This is a genomic window from Streptomyces peucetius (genome assembly GCF_025854275.1).
Classification (GTDB): Bacteria; Actinomycetota; Actinomycetes; order Streptomycetales; family Streptomycetaceae; genus Streptomyces; species Streptomyces peucetius_A.
The window spans coordinates 6,966,590-6,989,239 of the sequence record NZ_CP107567.1 but is presented as its reverse complement, the minus strand read 5'-3'; the positions used below and the strand labels follow the sequence as shown (position 1 = coordinate 6,989,239).

General features: G+C 70.5%; 19 protein-coding genes. 8 read left to right on the top strand and 11 right to left on the bottom strand.

Annotation, left to right across the window (positions count from 1 at the left end; translation table 11 throughout):
* Positions 1–168 precede the first annotated feature (168 nt).
* The 6 genes from OGH68_RS31565 to OGH68_RS31540 form a co-directional block, all read right to left on the bottom strand.
* On the bottom strand, positions 169–1,176 hold the full coding sequence (locus tag OGH68_RS31565; RefSeq protein WP_264248781.1) for a sugar phosphate isomerase/epimerase family protein: 1,008 nt from the start codon (positions 1,174–1,176) through the stop codon (positions 169–171).
* A gap of 59 nt (positions 1,177–1,235) precedes the next feature.
* Positions 1,236–2,453, bottom strand: coding sequence for a Gfo/Idh/MocA family protein (locus OGH68_RS31560; protein WP_264248780.1), 1,218 nt, complete (start codon positions 2,451–2,453; stop codon positions 1,236–1,238).
* Between the two features lie 84 nt (positions 2,454–2,537).
* The gene (locus tag OGH68_RS31555; protein WP_264248779.1) at positions 2,538–3,575 is read right to left on the bottom strand and encodes a substrate-binding domain-containing protein; all 1,038 of its coding nucleotides are present in this window, start codon (positions 3,573–3,575) and stop codon (positions 2,538–2,540) included.
* 81 nt (positions 3,576–3,656) lie between these two features.
* The gene (locus OGH68_RS31550) at positions 3,657–4,694 is read right to left on the bottom strand and encodes an ABC transporter permease (protein ID WP_264248778.1); all 1,038 of its coding nucleotides are present in this window, start codon (positions 4,692–4,694) and stop codon (positions 3,657–3,659) included.
* A 6-nt stretch (positions 4,695–4,700) separates the two neighbouring features.
* Positions 4,701–6,215, bottom strand: a complete 1,515-nt coding sequence (locus tag OGH68_RS31545) for a sugar ABC transporter ATP-binding protein (RefSeq protein ID WP_264248776.1) — start codon at positions 6,213–6,215, stop codon at positions 4,701–4,703.
* 235 nt (positions 6,216–6,450) lie between these two features.
* Positions 6,451–7,632, bottom strand: a complete 1,182-nt coding sequence (locus OGH68_RS31540; RefSeq protein ID WP_264248775.1) for an ROK family transcriptional regulator — start codon at positions 7,630–7,632, stop codon at positions 6,451–6,453.
* 549 nt (positions 7,633–8,181) lie between these two features.
* On the opposite strand from OGH68_RS31540, the gene OGH68_RS31535 reads away from it, so the two are divergent.
* Entirely contained in the window at positions 8,182–8,445 is a 264-nt protein-coding gene (locus OGH68_RS31535) for a hypothetical protein (protein WP_264248774.1), read from the top strand.
* Positions 8,446–8,505: 60 nt separating this feature from the next.
* Here OGH68_RS31535 and OGH68_RS31530 read toward each other — a convergent pair whose 3' ends face one another.
* Positions 8,506–10,824, bottom strand: a complete 2,319-nt coding sequence (locus OGH68_RS31530) for an immune inhibitor A (protein ID WP_264248773.1) — start codon at positions 10,822–10,824, stop codon at positions 8,506–8,508.
* 381 nt (positions 10,825–11,205) lie between these two features.
* On the opposite strand from OGH68_RS31530, the gene OGH68_RS31525 reads away from it, so the two are divergent.
* The gene (locus OGH68_RS31525) at positions 11,206–11,307 is read left to right on the top strand and encodes a DUF1963 domain-containing protein (protein WP_319020281.1); all 102 of its coding nucleotides are present in this window, start codon (positions 11,206–11,208) and stop codon (positions 11,305–11,307) included.
* A gap of 90 nt (positions 11,308–11,397) precedes the next feature.
* Here OGH68_RS31525 and OGH68_RS31520 read toward each other — a convergent pair whose 3' ends face one another.
* Positions 11,398–11,592: a hypothetical protein gene (locus OGH68_RS31520; RefSeq protein WP_264248772.1), complete on the bottom strand. Its 195-nt coding sequence runs from the start codon at positions 11,590–11,592 to the stop codon at positions 11,398–11,400.
* A 417-nt stretch (positions 11,593–12,009) separates the two neighbouring features.
* On the opposite strand from OGH68_RS31520, the gene OGH68_RS31515 reads away from it, so the two are divergent.
* Both OGH68_RS31515 and OGH68_RS31510 read left to right on the top strand, forming a co-directional pair.
* Positions 12,010–13,152 carry a hypothetical protein gene (locus tag OGH68_RS31515; RefSeq protein ID WP_413471057.1) on the top strand — a complete coding sequence of 381 codons (1,143 nt, stop codon included), beginning with the start codon at positions 12,010–12,012 and terminating at the stop codon, positions 13,150–13,152.
* Between the two features lie 177 nt (positions 13,153–13,329).
* The gene (locus OGH68_RS31510; protein ID WP_264248771.1) at positions 13,330–13,821 is read left to right on the top strand and encodes a beta-class carbonic anhydrase; all 492 of its coding nucleotides are present in this window, start codon (positions 13,330–13,332) and stop codon (positions 13,819–13,821) included.
* A 439-nt stretch (positions 13,822–14,260) separates the two neighbouring features.
* Here OGH68_RS31510 and OGH68_RS31505 read toward each other — a convergent pair whose 3' ends face one another.
* The 3 genes from OGH68_RS31505 to OGH68_RS31495 all read right to left on the bottom strand — a co-directional run bounded on the left by OGH68_RS31505 (position 14,261) and on the right by OGH68_RS31495 (position 16,549).
* Positions 14,261–14,938 (bottom strand): GntR family transcriptional regulator, encoded by a 678-nt coding sequence (locus OGH68_RS31505; protein ID WP_264248770.1) that lies wholly within the window; start codon positions 14,936–14,938, stop codon positions 14,261–14,263.
* 179 nt (positions 14,939–15,117) lie between these two features.
* Entirely contained in the window at positions 15,118–15,579 is a 462-nt protein-coding gene (locus tag OGH68_RS31500; protein WP_264248769.1) for an NUDIX domain-containing protein, read from the bottom strand.
* A gap of 22 nt (positions 15,580–15,601) precedes the next feature.
* On the bottom strand, positions 15,602–16,549 hold the full coding sequence (locus OGH68_RS31495) for a beta-ketoacyl-ACP synthase III (RefSeq protein WP_264248768.1): 948 nt from the start codon (positions 16,547–16,549) through the stop codon (positions 15,602–15,604).
* Positions 16,550–16,860: 311 nt separating this feature from the next.
* Between OGH68_RS31495 and OGH68_RS31490 the strand changes: the two genes are divergently transcribed.
* Genes OGH68_RS31490 through OGH68_RS31475 form a run of 4 tightly spaced genes read left to right on the top strand, consistent with a single transcriptional unit; the run spans position 16,861 to position 22,650 of the window.
* Positions 16,861–17,844, top strand: coding sequence for a 2-dehydropantoate 2-reductase (locus tag OGH68_RS31490; RefSeq protein WP_264248767.1), 984 nt, complete (start codon positions 16,861–16,863; stop codon positions 17,842–17,844).
* The gene (locus tag OGH68_RS31485; RefSeq protein ID WP_264248766.1) at positions 17,841–19,766 is read left to right on the top strand and encodes a molybdopterin oxidoreductase family protein; all 1,926 of its coding nucleotides are present in this window, start codon (positions 17,841–17,843) and stop codon (positions 19,764–19,766) included. Before OGH68_RS31490 ends, OGH68_RS31485 begins: the two co-directional genes overlap by 4 nt.
* The gene (locus OGH68_RS31480; protein ID WP_264248764.1) at positions 19,757–21,793 is read left to right on the top strand and encodes an NADH-ubiquinone oxidoreductase-F iron-sulfur binding region domain-containing protein; all 2,037 of its coding nucleotides are present in this window, start codon (positions 19,757–19,759) and stop codon (positions 21,791–21,793) included. Before OGH68_RS31485 ends, OGH68_RS31480 begins: the two co-directional genes overlap by 10 nt.
* Positions 21,790–22,650: a 2Fe-2S iron-sulfur cluster-binding protein gene (locus tag OGH68_RS31475; RefSeq protein WP_264248763.1), complete on the top strand. Its 861-nt coding sequence runs from the start codon at positions 21,790–21,792 to the stop codon at positions 22,648–22,650. The genes OGH68_RS31480 and OGH68_RS31475 overlap by 4 nt, the downstream gene beginning before the upstream one ends.

Below are 22,650 nucleotides of genomic sequence, written 5' to 3'. Positions count from 1 at the left end.
ACCTATGTCGTGTACACGAGATGGGACCGTAGCCGGGTTCGTCCTGGACGGAAAGCCTTTGTGCAGCGGAGAAGTTGAACTTTTTCCCAGCACAGGACAAAGGCGGACCCGGGCAGCCCGGACCGGCCCGGCGGCAACTGCCCCCACCGGGCCCGGACCTGGCCTGTTCTAGTTCTCGCCGCCCCCGAAGGCGGCGTCGAAGGATGCGGTCGGCGGCTCGAAGTCGTACCGCTTCAGATCGGCAAGCGCTTGTGGCGCGCCCATGAGACGGTCCATCCCGGCGTCCTCCCACTCCACCGAGATGGGGCCGTCGTAACCGATCGAACGCAGCATCCGGAATACGTCCTCCCAGGGCACGTCACCGTGCCCGGCGGAGACGAAGTCCCAGCCGCGCCGCGGGTCTCCCCACGGCAGATGGGAGCCGAGCCGCCCGTTGCGCCCGTCCAGACGCTTGCGGGCCTCCTTGCAGTCCACGTGGTAGATCCGGTCGCGGAAGTCGTACAGGAAGCCCACCGGGTCCAGGTCCTGCCAGACGAAGTGGCTCGGGTCGAAGTTGAGACCGAAGGCCGGCCGGTTGTCCACCGCCTCCAGGGCTCGTTTGGTGGTCCAGTAGTCGTAGGCGATCTCGCTGGGATGGACCTCGTGGGCGAAGCGGACGCCCTCGGTGTCGAAGACGTCGAGGATCGGGTTCCAGCGTTCGGCGAAGTCCTCGTAGCCGCGCTCGATCATGCGCTCCGGCACGGGCGGGAACATCGCGACGAGATGCCAGATGGACGATCCGGTGAAGCCGATCACGGTGTCGACGCCGAAGGCCGCCGCGGCGCGCGCGGTGTCCTTCAGCTCGGCCGCCGCCCGCTGCCGGACGCCCTCGGGCTCGCCGTCGCCCCAGATCCGGGCGGGCAGGATGCCCTGATGACGCTCGTCGATCGGGTTGTCGCAGACGGCCTGGCCGACCAGATGGTTGGAGATCGCCCAACACTTGAGGCCGTACTTCTCCAGCAGCGCGTGCCGCCCGTCCAGGTAGGACGGATCGGCGAGGGCCTTGTCGACCTCGAAGTGGTCTCCCCAGCAGGCGAGTTCCAGACCGTCGTAGCCGAAGTCCCGCGCGAGCGAGCAGACCTCCTCGAGCGGCAGATCGGCCCACTGGCCGGTGAACAGTGTGAACGGGCGTGGCATGGTGCCTCCAAACCGGTTTCCTGCCGGATCGCTACGGTTTACTGCCGGATCGCTGCGGACTACTGCCGGACCTGAGCCTGTACCGCCTGGACGGGGGTGTAGACGGCGTTCTTCTGCGCGCTCTCCTCGACGGCCGCGAGCACCCGCTGGACCTGGAGCCCGTCGGCGAACGACGGCACCGGGTCGGTGCCGGACGCGATGGCCTCCACCAGGTCACGGGCCTGGTGGGCGAAGGTGTGCTCGTAGCCGAGCGCGTGGCCCGGCGGCCACCACGCCTCCAGGTACGGGTGCTCCGCCTCGGTGACGAGGATCCGGCGGAACCCGGCCGTCGCCGCCGGCTCGTGATGGTCGTGGAAGGACAGCTCGTTGAGCCGCTCCAGGTCGAAGGCGAGCGAACCGTGCTCGCCGTTGATCTCCAGCCGCAGGGCGTTCTTGCGGCCGGTCGCCATCCGGGTCGCCTCGAAGGTGGCGAGCGCCCCGGACGCCAGCCGGCCGGTGAAGACGGCCGCGTCGTCGACGGTGACGGGCCCGCGCGCCGCACCGCCGGAGGCGGTCAGGCCCGCGGAGGCGCCCTCGAGCCGGGGCCGTTCCCTGACGAAGGTCTCCAGCTGCGCGGACACCCCGACCAGCACCTCACCCGTCAGGTACTGGGCGAGGTCGACGACATGGGCGCCGAGGTCGCCCAGCGCCCCGGACCCCGCGTGCTCGCGCTCGAGCCGCCAGGTCAGCGGGAAGTCCGGGTCGACCAGCCAGTCCTGCAGATACGTCACCCGTACATGGCGCAGGGTGCCGAGCCGGCCCTCCGCGATGAGCCGGCGGGCGAAGGAGAGCGCCGGAACCCGGCGGTAGTTGAAGCCGACCATCGCCAGCTGACCGTTCGCCCTGGCCCGTTCGGCGGCCGCGACCATGGCCTCCGCCTCGGCGACCGAATTGGCCAGCGGCTTCTCGCACAGGACGTGCTTGCCCGCCTCCAGGGCCGCGATCGCGATCTCCGCATGGCTGTCACCCGGTGTGCAGACGTCGACGAGCTGCACGTCGTCGCGGGCCACGAGGGCGCGCCAGTCGGTCTCCGCCGCGGCCCAGCCGTGTTTGTCGGCCGCCGCACGCACGGCGGCCGCGTCACGGCCGCCGATCGCGGCGAGGACCGGCCGCAGCGGCAGGTCGAACACGCGCCCTGCGGTGCGCCACCCTTGGGAGTGGGCTGCACCCATGAACGCGTAGCCGACCATGCCGACGCCGAGTGTCGGCGGTGCGGCCTCACTGTCCCTCAGTTCCATACGGATTCCTCCTTGTCGGAGTCACGGACTCGTCGGTGTGCTCGGTGGGGGCGGGGCCCGGCCAGGGCCCCCTGACGCCGCCGGTCAGTTGAAACCGGTGGGCAGGTACTGGTCGACGTTGTCCTTGGTGACCACGGCCGAGTAGAGGGTCAGCGAGGCCGGGATCTCCAGCTCGGCCATGCCGCTGACGCCCTTGCCCTGCCCGAGCGCGCGCGCCAGGTCGATGGCGGAGGCGGCCATGGTCGGCGGGTAGAGGACGGTGGCCTTCAGCACGCTGTCGTCGGCCTTGATGGCGTCCATCGCGGACTTGGCACCGGCGCCGCCGACCATCAGGAAGTCCTTGCGGCCCGCCTGGGCGATGGCGCGCAGCGCGCCGACGCCCTGGTCGTCGTCGTGGTTCCACAGGGCGTCGAACTGCGACTGGGCCTGGAGCAGCTGCGCCATCTTGGCCTGGCCGGACTCGACGGTGAAGTCGGCCGCCTGGCGGGCCACCTTCTTGATGTTGGGATAGTTCTTCAGGGCGTCGTCGAAGCCCTGGGTGCGCTGCTTGGTGAGTTCCAGGTTGTCGAGCCCGGCGAGCTCGATGACCTTGGCGTTCGGCTTGTCCCTCAGCTGCTCGCCGATGTAGTTGCCGGCGTTGAGGCCCATGCCGTAGTTGTCGCCGCCGATCCAGCAGCGGTACGCCTGCGGGGAGGCGAAGATCCGGTCGAGGTTGACGACGGGGATACCCGCCCTCATCGCCTGGAGCCCGACCTGGGTGAGCGCCTTGCCGTCGGCCGGCAGGATCACCAGGACGTCGACCTTCTTGTTGATGAGGGTCTGCACCTGGCCGATCTGGGCCGCCGTGTCGTTGGAGCCCTCGGTGATCTCCAGGGTGACGTCGGAGTACCTCTCGGCGCGGCTCTTGGCGTTCTGGTTGATGGCGTTCAGCCAGCCGTGGTCGGCCTGCGGACCGGCGAAGCCGATGGTGACGGGCTTGCCGGGCTTGTCGTCGGCGACGGGGGCGTTGTCGGTGGCCTGCTTCTCCGTCTTGGGCTCGTTGCTGGTGCAGGCGGTGAGCAGCGCGCCGGCGGAGACCGCGGCGGTGCCGAACAGCAGTCCTCTGCGGCTGGTGGCTGGCATTTCTGGCATGGCGGATCAACCCTTCAGCTGGGCGGTGCGACGGGCGTGAGGAGGTCAGTGGGAGGGGGCGGGGTCCAGGCGTCAGGCGTCGCCGGAGCCTCGCAGCGTGCGGTGCTGGACGAGTACGGCGGCAACGATGATGGCGCCCTTGGCGATCTGCTGGACGGCGCTCTCGAGGTTGTTGAGGGCGAAGATGTTGGTGATCGTGGTGAACACGAGGACACCGAGGACGGAGCCGATGATCGTGCCGCGGCCGCCGCTGAGCAGCGTGCCGCCGATGATGGCGGCGGCGATGGCGTCGAGTTCGTACAGGTTGCCGTTGGTGTTCTGGCCGGAGCCGGCGAGGACGATCAGCATGAATGCGGCGATGCCGCAGCACAGGCCGGACAGCAGGTAGAGGTAGAGCCGCTGGCGCCGGACGTCGATGCCGGCGAGCCGCGCGGCCTCCGCGTTGCCGCCGACGGCGATGGTGCGGCGTCCGAAGGTGGTGCGGTTGAGCAGGAGCCACCCGACGACGGTGACGGCGGCGAAGACGAGGACCAGGGGCGGGATGCCGAGGATGTAGGCGTCCCGGATGCCGAGGTCGAGCACCGAGTCGACGGTGACGATCTGGGTCCTGCCGTCCGTGATCTGCAGAGCGAGGCCCCGGGCGGAGGCGAGCATCGCGAGGGTGGCGATGAAGGGCACCATCCGCCCGTACGCGATGAGCAGCCCGTTCACGAGTCCGCAGCCCACACCGACGATGAGGGCGGTGAACAGGATGCCCGCGAAGCCGAACTCCTGCGTGGCCACCGTCGTCGCCCATACGGAGGCCAGGGCCACGATCGCGCCGACGGACAGGTCGATGCCGCCGCTGGTGATGACGAAGGTCATGCCGACGGTGACGACACCGATGACGGACGCCTGGGTGAGGACGAGCTGCAGATTGCTCGTGGCGAGGAACTCGTCGGGCTTGGTGATTCCGCCCACCGCGACGAGCACGGCGAGAACACCGAGCAGCGACAGGTTGCGGACGTCGAGGCGCAGTCCCAGCGGACGGCCTGGACCTCCCTTGTCCGGTGCGGACTTGGCGGCGGGCATCGGCGCGTCCTGCTGCGCCGGGGTGGCCGGCTGCGTCATGCCGTCTCAGCTCCCTTCCATCACAAGATCGAGTACGCGGTGCTCGTCGAGCTCCCGGGCGTCCGCCGTGTGTACGACGCTGCCTTCACGGAGCACCAGCACCCGGTCGGCGAGGCCCAGGACTTCGGGCACTTCGCTGGATACGAGAAGTACGGCGAGGCCCTCGTCGGCCAGTTGGCGGATCACGGCGTAGAGCTCTGCCCTGGCGCCGACGTCGACGCCCCGGGTCGGCTCGTCGAGCAGCAGCACCTTGCAGCCGCGCAGCAGCCAGCGCGCGAGCACCGCCTTCTGCTGGTTGCCGCCGGACAGGGTGCGGATGCGGGCGTCAGGGTCGTCGGGGCGCAGGGAGAGCTCCCTGGTCGCCCGCTGGGCGGCGGCGCGCTCGGCGCGGCGGTCGAGCCAGCCGGCGCGGGAGAAGCGCGAGAGGGTCGAGACGGACACGTTGCGGGTGACGGACTCGAGCATCAGCAGCCCCTGCGCCTTGCGCTCCTCGGGGGCGAGCCCGATGCCGGCGCGGACCGCGGCCCGCACGCTGCCGGGCCGCAGCACGGCCCCGTCCACGAGGACGCGACCGCCGTCCGCCCTGCGCGCACCGTAGATCGTCTCCAGGATCTCGCTGCGGCCGGAGCCGACGAGGCCGGCGAGGCCGACGATCTCGCCGGGGCGCAGCTCCAGGTCGACGGGCGCGAACTCGCCGCGGCGGGTGAGTCCTTCGACCCGCAGCACCGGCTCCTTCGCCGCCGCGACAGCGCTGTCCGGCCGCTCGGGGAAGACGTACTCGACATTGCGCCCGGTCATCAGCGCGACGACGTCACGGGTCGGGGTGGACTCGGCCGGCAGCCCCACGGCGACGGCCCGGCCGTCCTTGAGGACGGTGACCCGGTCGCCGATGCGGCGGATCTCCTCCAGGCGGTGGGAGATGTAGACGACGGCGACGCCGTCGGCCGTAAGGTCGCCCACGATCCTGAAGAGGTTGTCGACCTCGTCCGGGTCGAGCGCGGCCGACGGCTCGTCCATCACGATCAGGCGCACGTCGTGGGAGAGGGCGCGGGCCATGGAGACGATCTGCTGCTGGGCGGCGGACAGGTCGCCGACGAGACGGGTCGGGTCGATCTCCGCATGGCCGAGGCGTTTCAGCAGTGCGGCGGTGGCGCTCCGGGCGGCGGAGCCGCGGACGACGAAGCCGGCGGACGTCGGCTCGTGCCCGAGGAAGACGTTCTCCGCGACGGACAGCCCTTCGACCAGGTCGAGTTCCTGGTAGATGGTGGCGATGCCGAGCCGCATGGCGGCGATCGGCGACCTGAGGGACACGGGCTCGCCCCGCCAGGTGATCTCACCGCCGTCCGGCTGGTGGGCCCCGGCGAGGACCTTGATCAGGGTGGACTTGCCGGCGCCGTTCTGGCCGAGGAGGCAGTGGACTTCGCCGGCCATGACCTCGAGGTCCACGCCGTCCAGGGCGCGGACGCCGGGGAACGACTTGGTGATGCCGGACATGGTGAGCAGGGGTGGTTCTGGTGCCATGACGAATCCCCTCGGCGGGTACGGCCGGTGACCGGGCAGGGCGGGTCGGGATACGGATGCGGGTGCGGATGACTGCGGAGCGGTTGTGGGCGGCTCTCGGACGCCCCTGGCGTGTGACATGCCGGGGCGTACGGGTGGAGCGGGCGTGGCGTGGGCGTCACGCGACCAGTGCGGGTGCTGCGCTGCTGCGGTGGTGCGGTGCTGCGGGTGGTGCCTTACGTGTCGTCCGGCCCGGTCAGGCCGGCGAGAACAGGTGGTCGCTGATGAGCCGGGCCGCGCCGATGACCCCGGCGGTCGGCCCCAACTCGCCCAGCACGATGGGAAGGTTGCCGGTGGCCAGCGGCAGTGACTGCCGGTAGACCTGGGTGCGTACGCTGGCCAGCAGTGTGTGGCCGAGACCGGTCACACCGCCGCCGATGACGACGAGACCGGGGTTGAAGAAGCTGACGAGCCCGGCGATGACCTGGCCGAGGCGGTTGCCTCCCTCCCGGATGAGGTCCAGGGCGGTGGGGTCACCGGCCGCCGCCGCGGCCGACACGTCCGCGGCCGTGAGCTGCCCGGCCGCCTCCAGCCGTGCGGCGAGCTCCACCGAGCGTCCGGCACGTGCCGCGTCCTCGGCATCGCGGGCCAGGGCGGCGCCACTGAAGTGGGCCTCCAGACAACCCCGGTTGCCGCAGGCGCAGGCCCGGCCGTCCGGCTCGACCTGGATGTGGCCGATGTCGCCGGCGCTGCCGGTCGTACCCCGGTAGACGCCGCCGCCGACCACGATCCCGCAGCCGATGCCGGTTCCGATCTTGATGCAGAGGAAGTCGCCCACCGAGCGTGCGACGCCCGCGTGCTGCTCCCCCATCGCCATCAGGTTCACGTCGTTGTCGACCATGACGGGGCAGCCGAGGTCCTGGCTGAGCGCCTCCCGTACGGGGAAGCCGTCCCAACCGGGCATGATCGGGGGCGCGACGGGCACGCCCTCCGGGTAGCGGACCGGGCCGGGGACCCCGATGCCGGCGCCGTCGAATCCCTCCGCGAGACCGGACGCCTTGAGCTTCGCGGCCATCGACAGCACCTGCTCGAAGATGGCGACGGGCCCTTCGCGCACGTCCATGGGGTGGTTGAGATGTCCCAGGACCTCCAGCTCCGCGTTGGTGACGGCGACGTCGATCGAGGTGGCGCCGATGTCGACGCCGAGGAATCGGAGCGCGGGCGCGAGCCGGATGTTGTGCGAGCGACGGCCACCCCTGGAGGCGGCGAGCCCGTCGGCGACGACGAGCCCGGTCTCCAGCAGCCGGTCCACCTCGACGGCGAGCTTGGAACGCGACAAGTCCACCTGATCGCCCAGCTGCGCACGGGAGTTGGGCCCACCGTCACGCAGCAGGCGCAGCAGTCGCGCCTGATGCGCGTTCGCAGGTCGAGCGGTCATCCGTCTCACGTGCCCCTCCCCTCCCCTGGCCTTCGGCTGGGGACCCCGGTCGGCTGGTTCCGTCGGGCTTTCGAGGGGAACGTAGCAGCGCTTTACCGAACTGGGAAGAACTTGCGCACAGATCCGACCCAACTTTCTCCACACTCAAGACAAAGCCCGGCGACGCGACCGGTCGAGGTGTGCCACCGGCCTTGCAGAGTGCGTAACCCCGGCCGCGGCCAGGGGTGTCGGCGGGGCGGAGGACATGCCTCCCCCAGGGACCGGGCATACCTGCACCGAGCAGGGGTTGCTCACGACGTCGAGCACGGGGGCCGGTCATGAGGGCGAGACGGCAGGTGCCGGCATGGGCACGCAAGTCGGGGAAGGCCATAGGAGTGTCGGCCCTCGCGGCGATCCTGCCGCTCTTCGTCCTGACGGGCAGCGCCGCCGTCCTCGAGGGGACGGACATGCTGCGCGACGCCTCCGCCGTCTCCGCCACCGCCGCCGGGTCGGTCGTGGCACGGAGTTCCGTGTCCGGGGGGCGGGCCGGGAACCGGCGACGTCGAGAAGATGACCGTCGAGTACACGGTCGACGGTACGCGGTACCGGACCCGGGTCACGGGTGACGACCCCGTGGGCAGTGACGTCCGGGTCCGCTACGGCCCTGCCGATCTCGGGAGCCCGATCGTCTCGTCCCCCGACGCGCACCGGGTCTTCGCCGTTCTGGGCATCCTCATCGGCCTCGCACTGATCCTGGGCCCTTCGGGGCTCACCGCGAAGCTCGCGTGGGAGGCGTGGCCGGACCGGAGGAAGCCACGAGGGCACGAGTCCTGACACGCCGGGTGGGTCGCCCCCGATCGGGGGCGACCCACCCGGCACCGTGCCGGCCGGGCGTCAGTGCGCGGCCGGGTTGACCACGCTGACCGTCAGGTCGTCACCCGCGTCGCCGGTCACCGTGACCTTCACGCCGTGGCCCGCGACCTTGACGCTGGCCTGCGGGGCCGAGGTGTCGTAGTACGCGTTCGGGTCGGTGTCGTCGAAGACCGGGATACCCGGGACCGACGGCGCGCAGGCCGCCTTCGTCACCACGGTCTGGTTCGGTCCGTTGCCCGACAGGACCTCCTTGTGGAGACAGGTCGCGTCGGTGGCCTCCAGGCCGAAGGTGGCGTCGAAGGGCTGACGACGGTTGCTCGGCGCGGTGCCGTCGTCGTAGCGGAACGGCGCCGGGCGGGCGTCGACGGCCATGGCCGAGCCGCCGCCGGGGTGCGCGCTGACGTTGTTGTCGTCGTACGACCGGTCGACGTACCAGACCAGCATGCCGTTCTGGTACTTGAAGAACTCGACCCAGTTCGGTGCCGTGATGCCCTTGCTGAACTGGTAGGGGCCTTCGGCGAGCAGCGCGTCGCTGCCGACGTACTCGCGGTTCTCGATGAGGTAGTAGCGCGGGTGGGTGGCCGTCTCCGTGCCGGTCGAGATCTTCCAGCGGCCGTCGGCGGTCCAGCCGCCCGTGCCCTGCTCGACGTCGTCGGTCAGCAGGGTGGTGCCGCCGGACGAGAACGTGATGTCGTCGAGGAACGCGCCGGCGAAGTGCACACCGCCGTCGGTCTGGTAGCGGAAGCGGAACAGCGACGGCTTGCCCTGGGAGTCGTAGGAGTAGCGCAGCGTCGTCCACTTGCCGCCGGAGGAGCCGTCCACGGCCGCGCCCGCACGCTGCCAGTTCGCTCCGCCGTCGAGGGAGTACTCGGCGAAGAGGTAGTCGTAGTCGGCCTCGATCTCGTACCAGGCGCCGGCCTTGACGGTGACACGCGAGGTGGCCGGGACGGACCGGGTGATGGACTGGTTGAGCCCGTCGGCCGAGCCGGTCCACCAGGCGTGGCTGCCCGAGGTGGGGGTGGCGTAGTAGGTGCTGGTGGTCTTGTCGGGGAGCGCGACGCGGACGGCCTGCTCCTTGCCGGTGACCTGGAGCTGGGCCGGGTTGAGGGTGAAGCTTCCCGATGTGCCGAGCGGGGCGTCCGCGTAGTCCAGCCAGCCCAGGAACATCTTCTCCTCGGCACCCATCAGTCCCGGGTGGGTGCCGATGCCGGCGTTCGCCGCTGCGCCGTGGCCCAGCCAGGAGCCGGAGCTCATCAGGGTCCAGAAGGCGGTGGAGTTCTCGCCGCCGCCCGTGTCGTAGTAGTCCGGCAGGCCGAGGTCGTGGCCGAACTCGTGGCAGAAGACGCCGAGCCCGCCGTTCTCGCCCTCGGTGGTGTAGTCGCCGAGCCAGTACTTGGACTGGCCGATACGCGCGCCGCCTGCCTTGTTCTGGGTGCCGGACACGTCCGGGCCGGTCAGGCCGTAGTCGTCGCCGTTGACGTACCAGCGGTGGGACCAGATGGCGTCCTCGCCCTGTGCACCGCCGCCGGCGTCCTCGCCCATGCCGGCGTGGACGGCCTGGAAGTGGTCGATGTAGCCGTCGGCCTCGTCGAAGTTGCCGTCGTGGTCCCAGTCGTTGCGGTCCCAGACGTCGAACTGGGCGAGATGGGCGTCGATCTCGGCGGGAGTCTTGCCGGCCGCGATCTGGGCGTCCCACCAGGCGTTGCCGGTGTCCTCGACGAAGGCCCACGCACCGCCGCTGTCCTCGACGGCGTTGTCCCCGTACCAGGAGGCGTTGTAGGGGACCTTGACCCAGTCCTCGACGGTGTTGGTCACCGAGTAGCGGCCGTTCGACAGCTTCTCGTAGTACGTCTTCATGGACTCGCCGGAGCCGTTGAAGAGGTTCTCGTAGTACGTCTTGTTGAAGTCGGCGGTCCAGGCGTTGGAGTTGTCCACACTGCGGTCGGGCCGGGCGATCTCGTTGTGCAGCGGGCCGGGGACGGTGCCGTACTTGCCGGCGCTCTGGTCGCCGAACTCGGAGAGGATGGTGAGGATCTTCTCCTGGCGGACGGCTGTCGTGGTCTCGGTCTCCACGAACTTGCCGGGCGCGACCTCGACGACGCCGCGGGCGTCGGCCTTGGCCTTCCCCTCGGCGATCCTGTCTATCGCCTGCTTGCGCAGCTCGGTGCGCTGCTTCGTGAGCGGTCCGGGACGGTTGTCGGAGCGGTGCGCGGCAGCGGTGGCTCCGGCGGCTTCCGGCGAGGCGTCCCTGGCGTCCTGCGCGGCGGCGGGCTGTGGCCCGGCGGCGAGGAGGGCGGTGAGCACCGACCCGAGGGTCATGCTCACGACAGATCTCTTCACGTTGCGATCCCTTTCACATGGTTCGCGTGATTCCGTGTGTCGCTTGGGTCTCCCCCGGCCCGCCGGGCCGGAGGGAAGGATCGCCTGGGGAGCGATCGCCGCAGAGTCTGACACGCAGGACGGCGTCACGAGGAGAGGGAGAACCCGTAATTCCTCATCGGCATACCCGGGCACGGCGCGAAGACGTCGCGCCCGTCGACCCGCCGGCCGGCCGACTCGGCGGCCTACCGGCGGCCACCTCCCTCTGTTCGCAAAACTTCCTCGACGAGGTCGCTGAGGCGGCCCTGGACGGGGCGGTGCCCTGGGACGACCCGCGGGGTGTCCGACGAAGCGGCCAGTTGGCTGCTCCTCGCCCAATTCGACAGCGAGGACGCCGCTGACATGATGCGGGGCGACGCTGGAGCTCTTTACTGGGCTGATCGTTCGCAGGATCTGACCGAGCGGTGCTTTGACCGGGCGATGTTCACGTGGCAGTGCGGTTGACGGCCGCCGCCGCACCGCGTGCCTGGGGTGTCCGGTCCGCGGAACGCGTCTACGGCAGCGCAGACAAACACGATCGGAACGGCAACCTCATCAGCTCCTCTGCCCCGTGCGAAGTCGCAGCACATCCCGCACAAACACGTACAAGGCGCTGAGGACGAGCAAAGCTCCGGCCACGATCCAGAGAGCCGATGCCCCGGAGCCGTACTGACGGACGGCGCCCACAAGCAGCACCATGCAGGCAAGAACGCCGAAGAACGAGATCAGAGCACTGATGCGGTGAGCCACACGGACATCATGAACGACAGCCTCAGCCCGCGGGACTGATCCAATGTAATCGGCCCGGGCCACGCGCCCGTCGTCCGGCATCGGACACCGAGGACGGTCATGAAGCACCTGCCCGGAAGCGTGCCCGCACGCCGTCGACGCGTTCGGGGGCTCCACACGACCGCGGGGGTGCGGACGGCGGGTCGCCGGACCACCGGGTGAGGAGGGTCGCGGCGGTCGGGAAGCCGGATAGAATCGGACGCGAAAACGGTCTGCCGCCTGTCGCACGACTGTTGGGTGGCCGGGAGCCCGCTGTAGAGCTTGGGCTTCCTCCTGTGTGTGGCGACACGTGGGATGCGTGGACGCCCCCTGGCGGGCGTGGTCCGGGCTCCCGGAACACGGGGAGGGACCGTCAAAAAGAAGTCGCGCTTCTACGGCTTGCTGTCCGTCGCTGCCTGCTCGACGGCCGCGATCGCCGGCACCCTGGCCGTCGCGGGGGGCGGTGAACCACCGGGCAACGCACCCGGACGACCGCTCAGGATCGACGGCGGTAGCTGGCAGTCCGGGCACCTGCAGGGCATGGCCCTGGACCGCAAGGGATTCATGTACTTCTCGTTCACCAACCTCCTGGTCAAGACAGACCTGGAGGGACGTCCGGTCGGCTCGGTCACCGGTTTCGCCGGGCATCTGGGTGATCTCGACTTCAACACGGACGACCGGCGGGTCTACGGCTCGCTGGAGTACAAGGAGGAGAAGGCCTTCTACATCGCGATCCTGGACGGCGACCGGATCAACCGGATGGACATGGACGCCGCCACCAGCGGGGTCGTGTCCACCGTTCACCTCCAGGAGGTGGTGGACGACTACACGGCCGACATGGACGGCGACGGCGCCTTCGACGGCAACACCGCGCGCACGGCGGACCACCGCTACGGGTGCAGCGGCATCGACGGGCTGGCGTTCGGCCCGGCGTTCGGGAAGAAGGGCGGGCAGCAGAAGCTGACCGTCGCCTACGGGGTGTACCCCCACACCGGCCGCACGGACAATGACCATCAGGTCCTGCTCCAGTACGACATCCGCGACTGGAGCGCGCTCCAGCGGCCTCTGACGGAGTCACAGCCGCACCGCAGCGGGCCCTCCGAGCCCGACGGCAAGTACTTCGTGTACACGGGGAACACGACCTACGGTGTGCAGAACCTCGAGTACGACGCGCACAGCCGCCGGTGGCTGATGGCCACGTACAAGGGAACCAAGACCACCTTCCCCGACTCGTCCCTCTTCGTGGTCGACGGCGACCGCGTTCCGGAGCCCGGGCCGCTTCGGGGTCAGCCGGAGCCGGAGCAAGGGCAGCTGCTGGACCTGCTTCCACAGGGAGTCCACCATGCGCGGTCGGACACCTACGGCTGGGACTCGCCGGGGCAGTTCGGGCTGGTCGCGCTCGACGACGGCCAGTTCTACGTGGGCGAGGCGGCCAAGGACCACGACGGCCGTGTCACCCGGCAGACGGGCCAGGCCGTACTGCACCGCTGGACGGGCACCGAGCCGACGCCGTTCACCGCGGTCGCTGCACCGCCCGCGTGATCCCGGCGGCGCGGCCGGGCATGGTGCTGGTTGGCCAGTGGGGACGGCATGTACGAAGGAGATGACATGCAATGTCCCTCACCGTCTCTCATGGTGCCTGCCGGGGCAGCGGCGACGATCAGCTCCTGGGCTGCGCCCGGCCCGGCCGTGACGAGGCGTACGCCTGGAGGAAGCACGATGAGTGCCATCGACGACGTGCTCGAAATGAACGCTGCGTTCGCGGCAGCGTACAAGGACCTCGATCCTCCGCGGCCGCCGAGAATGCGCCTGGCCGTCATCGCCTGCATGGATTCTCGGCTTGACATCCACAAGATGCTCGGCCTTGAAGAGGGGGACGCGCACGTCATCCGGAACGCCGGTGGCGTGGTCACGGAAGACACCATCCGGTCGCTCGTCATTTCTCAACGCGTCGGCGGAACACGAGAGATCATGCTTGTCCACAACACCGAGTGCGGGATGCTCACCTTCCAGGATGACGACCTGAAACGGCAGGTGGAGAGCGAGACAGGGGCTGAGGTGCCGTTCGACTTCCACGCCTTCAGCGACCTGGAGGAACAAGTGCGCCGCTCCGTGGCCCGCGTCCGGGAAAGCCCGTTCCTCATCCACGAGGACGCCATCCGCGGCTTTGTCTACGAAGTCCGCACCGGCAGGTTGCGCGAGGTCGGGTGACAGCTTCGTCGCCCCGGACTGTCGACACGCGGCATCGGCGGACACGAGCGGCTTCGAGTAGGTGTCCCACGCGATGTTCGTCACGCTGCTCCATTCGCGGGGCCGGCCGCCCGGCGGTGGGATGAACCGTACGGCGACCTGCTCGCAGGTGGCGTAGTCGACGGTGTGCAGGATGAACGCACGATGCGGGCAGCGAGCCGCCCCATCGTCTCGACCGGGACGAGCGTGGCCGGGTCAGTGGTGCCCTCGAGTTCAGGGCAGGTCCACAGACTGCCCGGTTTCGCTGACCGGCGTACGGGTCCCGATCTCTCGCCCCACGGCAGCTCTCCGTCGAAGCCAGAGGCAGTGAACCTCCGGCTCTGGCATCCCTGACACCTGGGCCCATCCACCGCCCACGTCACGCCACCAGGTACTCGCACTCCAGCGGAGTGCTACCCCATCAGGGCTGTTCGCGCTGGTGGTAGGTCGTGCGCGTGTGCTCCGTGTGGGCGCGCATGATCTCCGTCGCGCGCTTCTCGTCGCGGGCGGAGATCGCCGCGATCAACTCGCGGTGCTCGATCCACGACTGGCGTCCACGCTGCCGGGCGACCGGGGTGTAGTACCAGCGGACGCGGCGGTCGACCTGCCCGGCGAGCTCCGCCAGGACGAGGTTGCCGGCGAGCTCCATGACCTTGGCGTGGAACTCCGCGTTGGTCGCCACGGCCAGGTCGACGTCGTCGTCCGCGACGGCCTGCTCGCCCTTGGCGCACAGCGTCTCCAGGGCCTCGATGCCGGCCTTGCCCGAGTTCGCGGCGGCGAGTCTGGCGGCCTCGGCCTCCAGCAGCGTGCGGACGGACAGCAGCTGGTCGGCCTCCGACTCGGTGGGCTCGTGGACGAACGCGCCCTGGGCGGGGCGGAGATCGACCCACCCCTCGGTGTTGAGACGTTGCAGCGCCTCGCGGACGGGCTGGCGCGAGACGCCCAGGTGACCGGCGAGCTCGCTCTCGACCAGATGCTGGCCGGGCCGGAGCGCGCGGGTGGTGATCAGCTCCAGCAGTGCCTCGTACACACGCTCGCGCAGTGGGCCGGGCCGTTCCAACTTGGGCACGGTTCCCTGCGGCAGTCCTGCGGACAACATCGGCGGTCCCCTTCCGGGCGACGGGGCGGACGAGCTGCGGGCAATGATCCTGGAATTGACTATCGTCTACAGTCTACCGATCACGATCGTGCTGTGACACGAGACGCCCGTCACGTCGCACAGCGTAGCCGCCGAGCGGGCGGCGCCGGTCAGGGGAGCGGAGCCCGCCACCCCCGCCGTCACAGGAGCGGAGCGAGTCGCTCCAGGAAGACCCGCTGGCCGCTCACCAGTTTCGGCCTCGCCGCCTCCACGCCGCACCACTCCGCCCGGTCGATCTCGGGAAACTCGCGCATCTCGCCGGAGCCCCTCGGCCACTCCATGGTGAAGGTGCCCGGCACGACGAGGGACGTGTCGAGGTCGCCCTCCATCGCCCACACGGTCACGAGCTTGCCGCTCGACTGCCGGGCCTCGCCGAGCGGATGCCAGTCCCCGGACGGCGCCTGGAGCCCGAGCTCCTCCTCGAACTCCCGCCGCGCGGCGGCCATCGGCTCCTCGTCCGGTTCGTACTCGCCCTTCGGGATCGACCAGGCCGCCTCGTCGCGCGACTGCCAGAACGGGCCGCCCATGTGGGCGATGAGCACCTCGACACCATCCGGACGCCGCCGCCACAGCAGCAGCCCGGCGCTTCGCTTCGTCACCATCCCGCCAGTCTGCCCGTGAAACTCAGGGGCAGCGGATCACCTGGCCCGCGTACGACAGGTTTCCGCCGAAGCCGAAGAGCAGGACCGGGTCGCCCGACTCGATCTCGCCGCGCTCGACCAGTTTGGACAGCGCCATCGGGATCGACGCGGCCGAGGTGTTGCCGGAGTTGACGACGTCACGGGCGACGACCGCGTTGACCGCGCCGATCTTGTGCGCGAGCGGCTCGATGATCCGCAGATTGGCCTGGTGCAGGACGACCGCCGCCAGGCCCTCCGGGGTGACGCCCGCCCGTTCGCAGACCTTACGGGCGATCGGCGGCAGCTGCGTGGTCGCCCACCGGTAGACGGACTGGCCCTCCTGCGCGAAGCGCGCCGGCGTGCCCTCGATCCGTACGGCGTTCCCCATCTCGGGGACCGATCCCCACAGCACCGGGCCGATTCCCGCCTCCTGACCGGCCGGGACGGCCTCGACCACCGCCGCGCCCGCGCCGTCGCCGACGAGTACGCACGTCGAGCGGTCGGTCCAGTCGACGATGTCGGCCATCTTGTCGGCCCCGACGACCAGGGCCCGGGTCGCGGCTCCCGCCCGCAGGGTGTGGTCGGCGGTGGCGAGCGCGTGGGTGAAGCCGGCGCAGACGACGTTGAGGTCCATTACCGCGGGCGAGCCCATGCCGAGGCGTGCCGCGACCCGCGCGGCGGTGTTGGGCGACCGGTCGACGGCGGTGGACGTCGCGACGAGGACCAGGTCGATGTCGGCGGGGGTGAGTCCGGCAGCGGCCAGCGCCTTGGCGGCGGCGTGGGCGGCGAGTTCGTCCACCGGCTCGTCGGGGCCCGCCACATGGCGGGTCCTGATCCCGACCCGGCTGCGGATCCACTCGTCACTGGTGTCGACCATGGCCGCCAGGTCGTCGTTGGTGAGCACTTTGGCGGGCTGGTAGTGCCCGAGCGCGACGACACGTGTGCCGGTCATGGATGGCTTCTCCTCGATCAGAAGTCAGGAGTCACCCAGTCTTGGCTGCTACCGACCGGTACGACGGCAAGTGATCCCACAGCTTCCGGGCCCGGACTTTGGAGCTTCCCGAAGGATCCCCACCGCGACGCGACCGCGGCTGGACCACGACGCGACCGCGGCCGGACCGCGCCCGACCGGCGCCGGCACCGAGGCAGGCACGGTCAGGCACGACTCTTGACCCAACGTGAAAGCATACTGTAGACAATATTCTGTCGACTCACCCTCATCACTTCCGCCCTCGCTCGGTCGTCATCCGAACGGAGAGCCCCGTGAAAGTCGCAGTTGTCGGCGCCGGAGCCATCGGCGCATATGTCGGGGCCGCGCTCCACCGCGCCGGCGCCGAGGTCCATCTCATCGCCCGCGGCGCACACCTCGCGGCCATGCGCCGCGACGGCGTCCGCGTGCTCAGCCCCCGCGGTGACTTCACCGCACGGCCCCACGCCACCGACGATCCGGCCTCGGTCGGACCCGTCGACCATGTCTTCCTCGGCCTCAAGGCCAACTCGTACGCCGCGTCGGGCCCGTTGGTGCACCCGCTGCTGCACGGGAGCACCTCCGTGATCGCCGCGCAGAACGGCATCCCCTGGTGGTACTTCCACGGCCTGCCCGGCCCGTACAGCGGCCGCCGCATCGAGAGCGTCGACCCGGGCGGCACGGTCAGCGCCACCCTGCCGCCCGAGCGCGCCATCGGCTGCGTCGTCTACGCCGCGACGGAGCTCGAGGCGCCGGGCGTCGTACGGCACCTGGAGGGCACCAGGTTCTCGATCGGCGAGCCGGACCGGACCGTGTCGCGGCGGTGCGTCGAGTTCAGCGACGCGATGACCGCCGGCGGGCTCAAGTGCCCCGTCGAACCGGATCTGCGCAACGACATCTGGATCAAGCTGCTCGGCAACATCTCCTTCAACCCGATCAGCGCCCTCTCCCGGGCCACCATGGCGCAGATCTGCCGCCACCGGGACACCAAGGCGCTGGTCGAGACGATGATGTACGAGACGCTGGAGGTCGCGGCCGCCGTCGGCTGCCACCCCAAGATCTCCGTCGAGCGGCGGCTCGCCGGCGCCGAGCGCGTCGGCGACCACAAGACGTCGACCCTCCAGGACCTGGAGAAGGGCAAGCCGCTCGAACTGGACGTCCTCCTCGCGGCCGTCGTCGAACTGGCCGCGCTGACGAAGACCCCCGTACCGAAGCTGTGCGCCGTGCACGCACTGGCCGACCTCCTCGCCACTACCGCCGCATCAGGAAGTGCCGCATGAAGAAGAAGCCGCAGAAGCAGTACCCGAGGCTCACCCATCCACTGGTCCGCGACGCCGACGGGCGACTGCGCAGGGGGAGTTGGGACGAGGCGCTGGAGCGGGCCGCGAGCGGTTTCCGCCGCACCCGCGAGACGTACGGCCCCGACGCGTTCGCGATGCTGTCCTGCGCCCGGGCGACGAACGAGATGAACTACGTGGCGCAGAAGTTCACCCGGGTCGTGATGGGCACCAACAACGTCGACTCGTGCAACCGCACCTGCCACGCGCCCAGCGTGGCGGGCCTCTCCGCCGTGTTCGGATCCGGCGGCGGCACCTCCTCGTACGAGGAGGTCGACCACACCGACCTGATCGTGATGTGGGGCTCCAACGCGCGTTTCGCGCACCCGATCTTCTTCCAGCACGTGCTGAAGGGCATACGGAACGGGGCGACGATGTACGCCGTCGACCCGCGCCGCACGTCGACCGCCGAGTGGGCGGAGAGCTGGCTCGGCCTCAACGTCGGCACCGACATCCCGCTCGCCCACGCCGTCGGACGCGAGATCATCCACGCGGGTCTGGTCAACCGCGCCTTCGTGGAGCGGGCGACGACCGGCTTCGAGGAGTACGCGCGGCTCGTCGAGCCGTGGACGCTGAGCGCCGCGCAGAAGGTGACCGGCGTGCCGGCCGCGGCGATCCGCGAGCTCGCCCACGCCTACGCGACCGCCGAACGCGCCCAGTTGTGCTGGACGCTCGGCATCACCGAGCACCACAACGGCACCGACAACGTCCGGGCGCTCATCAACCTCGCCCTGCTCACCGGCCACGTCGGCCGCTACGGCGCAGGGGTCCAGCCGCTGCGCGGCCAGAACAACGTGCAGGGCGGCGGCGACATGGGCGCCATCCCCAACCGGCTCCCCGGCTTCCAGGACATCCTCCACCCCGCGACCCGCGAGAAGTTCGAACGCGCCTGGAGCGCCGCCATCCAGCCCCGCTACGGCAAGACCCTGACCGAGATGTTCGAGGCGATGGAGAGCGGCGAACTGCGCGCCGTGTACTGCATCGGCGAAAATCCCGCCCAGTCGGAGGCCGACACCGGCCAGGCCGTGCGGCGGCTCGAATCCCTCGACCACCTGGTGGTGCAGGACATCTTCCTGACCAGGACCGCGGAACTCGCCGATGTCGTCCTGCCCGCCACGGCCGGCTGGGCGGAGACGGACGGCACGACCACCAACAGCGAGCGCCGCGTGCAGCGGGTACGGGCCGCGCTCGTCCCGCCCGGCGAGGCGCGCGAGGACATCACCATCATCTGCGACCTCGCGGAACGGCTCGGCCACGACTGGAAGTTCGCCGATTCGGAGGCCGTCTGGAACGAGCTGCGCTCTCTGTCCCCCGACCACTTCGGCATGACGTACGAGCGGCTGGACGAGCACCAGGGCCTGCAGTGGCCCTGTCCCGACACCGAGGAACTGCCGTCGAGTTTCCTGCACGGCAGGCTGTGGGAGAAGGACCCGGCCAGGCGGGGCATGCCGGCCGCGTTCGGACTCGTACGGCACGACCCGCCGGTGGACCTCACCGACGAGGCGTACCCGCTGCGGCTGACGACCGGGCGGCGGCTCGACTCGTACAACACCGGTGTGCAGAGCGGCGGTTTCGCCTCTCCGCTGCGGCGCGGCGAGTACATCGAGCTCTGCCCGGAGGACGCGGAGGCGTACGGGGTGCGGGTCGGCGAGGAGGTACGCGTCTCCTCGCGGCGCGGCTCGGTCACGGCGCCGGTGTGGGTCGACCCCGGGCTGCGGCCGGGACTCGCCTTCATGACGATGCACTTCCCCGACGAGGTCGACACCAACGCCCTGACGATCGAGGCGAACTGCCCGATCGCGGGAACGGCGGAGTTCAAGGCGTCCGCGGTACGGATCGAGAAGCTGGTGCCCGCATGGACCTGAAGTTCACGGACGCGGCGAAGGCGACGGACGAGGAACGGGAGGCGGTCGACGCGCTGCTCGGCCCGCCCGAGACCGGCTGGGAGGGCGGCAACGAGCGCGCCTCGGACGAACTGCGCTGGGCGCGGGGCGGGGCGGCAGCGGCCCGGGACCGCCGTGACCTGCTGCTGCCGGCGCTGCACGCGGTCAACGACCGGGTGGGGTGGCTGAGCGAGGGGGCGCTCGACTACATCTGCCGGCGGCTGTCCGTGCCTCCGGCGGAGGCGTACGGGGTGGCGACCTTCTACTCCATGTTCTCGGTGCGGCCCCGGCCGGCGAAGGTGCTGCACGTCTGCACGGACCTGGCGTGCGCGGCGCGCGGCGGTTCCCTGGCGGTGGCGGACGGCCTCGGCGCGGACGTGGCGGTGCAGCCGAGCCCCTGCCTGGGGCTGTGCGAGCGGGCGCCGGCGGCGCTGCTGGTCCGGGCGGGGGCGGCGGGGGCGGGGGCGGCGGGGGCGGGGGCGGGGCCGCTGCGCGGGGCCGTTCCCCACCCCGCCCTCCCCCTACGTCTGGCGGCGTGGGAGGTACCCCCATCCCGAAACCGGGGCTCCGCCCCGGACCCCGTACCGCCTTCGGCGGTGTCCTCAATCTCCCCCTACGGCCCGGCGGCCGTGGGTGGTGCCCCCAGCCGGGCTGAAAATGCCGATCCGGCGGCGCCGGCGGCCGGGGGCGGCGTCCCCGCGTACGCCACCGCAGTCGTCGCCCCCGCCACCCCCGCCGCACTCGCCACCGCCACCACCGCCCCGGAATCCGCGCCCCCGGAGCCCCAGGCCGCCGCCGCCGTTCCCCAGGCCGGGTCCGAGAGCCTGACGCTGCTCCGGCGCGTCGGTGTCACCGACCCGACGTCCCTCGACGACTACCGGGCGATCGGCGGCTACGCCGCCCTCCGCCGTGCCTTCGCCCTCGGGCCCGCCGGAGTCATCCGGGAGGTCACCGAGGCGAACCTCGTCGGCCGCGGCGGCGCCGCGTTCCCCACCGGACGCAAGTGGCAGGCGACCGCGTCGCAGCCCGACCACCCCCACTACCTCGTCTGCAACGCCGACGAGAGCGAGCCCGGGACCTTCAAGGACCGGGTCCTGATGGAGGGCGACCCGTACGCGCTCATCGAGGCGATGACCGTCGCGGGCTATGCCATCGGCGCCCACAAGGGCTTCCTCTACCTCCGCGGCGAGTACCCGCGTGCCCTGGCCCTCCTCCAGAACGCCATCGACTCGGCCCGTGCCCGCGGGCTCCTCGGTGACGACGTCCTCGGCCAGGGCTACGCCTTCGACATCGAGATCCGGCGCGGCGCCGGCGCCTACATCTGCGGCGAGGAGACCGCGATCTTCAACTCGATCGAGGGCTACCGCGGCGAGCCCCGCACCAAGCCGCCGTTTCCCGTGGAGAAGGGCCTCTTCGGCAAGCCGACGGCGGTGAACAACGTCGAGACGCTCGTCAACGTCCTGCCCATCCTCACCGGCAGGACCGCCGCCGAGGAGACGAAGCTGTTCTGTGTCTCCGGCAACGTCGACCGCCCCGGTGTCTACGAGCTGCCGTTCGGGGTGACTCTGCGCGAGCTGATCGACCTGGCCGGACCGCCGCGGACCATCCGCACGGTCCTCCTCGGCGGCGCCGCCGGCAGCTTCGTACGCCCCGACGAGCTGGACATCCCCCTCACCTTCGAGGGCACCCGCGAGGCGGGCACCACCCTCGGGTCGGGTGTGGTCCTCGTCCTCGACGAGACCGTCGAACTGCCCCGTGTCCTGTTGCGCATCGCGGAGTTCTTCCGTGACGAGTCGTGCGGTCAGTGCGTGCCCTGCCGGGTGGGCACGGTCCGCCAGGAGGAGGCGCTGCACCGGATCAAGGACCGTACCGGCGCCGACGCCGCCGGCGACATCGCGCTGCTGCGCGAGGTCGGCCGGGCCATGCGGGACGCCTCGATCTGCGGCCTCGGGCAGACCGCCTGGAACGCCGTCGAATCCGCCATCGACCGGCTGGGAGCCTACGAATGACCGCCATCGAACTCCGCATGCCGCGCAGGCTCGTCGAGTTCACCCTCGACGGACAGGAGGTGCGGGTCCCGGAGGGGGACACGATCCTCGACGCGTGCCGTGCCGCGGGCAAGGACATCCCGACGCTCTGCCAGGGCGACACGCTCACCCCCAAGAACGCCTGCCGGGTGTGCGTGGTCGAGGTCGAGGGGGCACGGACCCTCGCGCCCGCCTGTTCCCGGCGCGCGGAGCCGGGCATGACCGTACGGACGGACACGGAGCGCGCCCGGCACAGCCGAAAGGTGGTGCTGGAGCTGCTGGCCTCGTCGACCGATCTGTCCACGACGCCACGGGCCGCCGAGTGGATCAAGGAGTACGAGGCGAAGCCGGACCGGTTCGGCGCGGACGCGGCCCGGATGAACGAGGAACCGAAGATCGACAACGACCTGTACGTCCGCGACTACGACAAGTGCATCCTCTGCTACAAGTGCGTCGACGCGTGCGGCGAGCAGTGGCAGAACACGTTCGCCATCGCCGTCGCGGGCCGCGGTTTCGACTCCCGTATCTCCACGGAGCACGACGCGCCCCTCACGGATTCGGCGTGCGTGTACTGCGGCAACTGCATCGAGGTGTGCCCCACCGGGGCGCTGTCCTTCAAGTCGGAGTTCGACATGCGGGCGGCCGGCACCTGGGACGAGTCGGCGCAGACCGAGACGACGACGGTGTGCGCGTACTGCGGCGTCGGCTGCAACCTCACCCTGCATGTGCAGGAGAATGAGATCGTCAAGGTCACCTCGCCGCACGACAACCCGGTGACCCACGGCAATCTCTGCATCAAGGGCCGTTTCGGCTACCAACACGTACAGAATCGGGTCTGA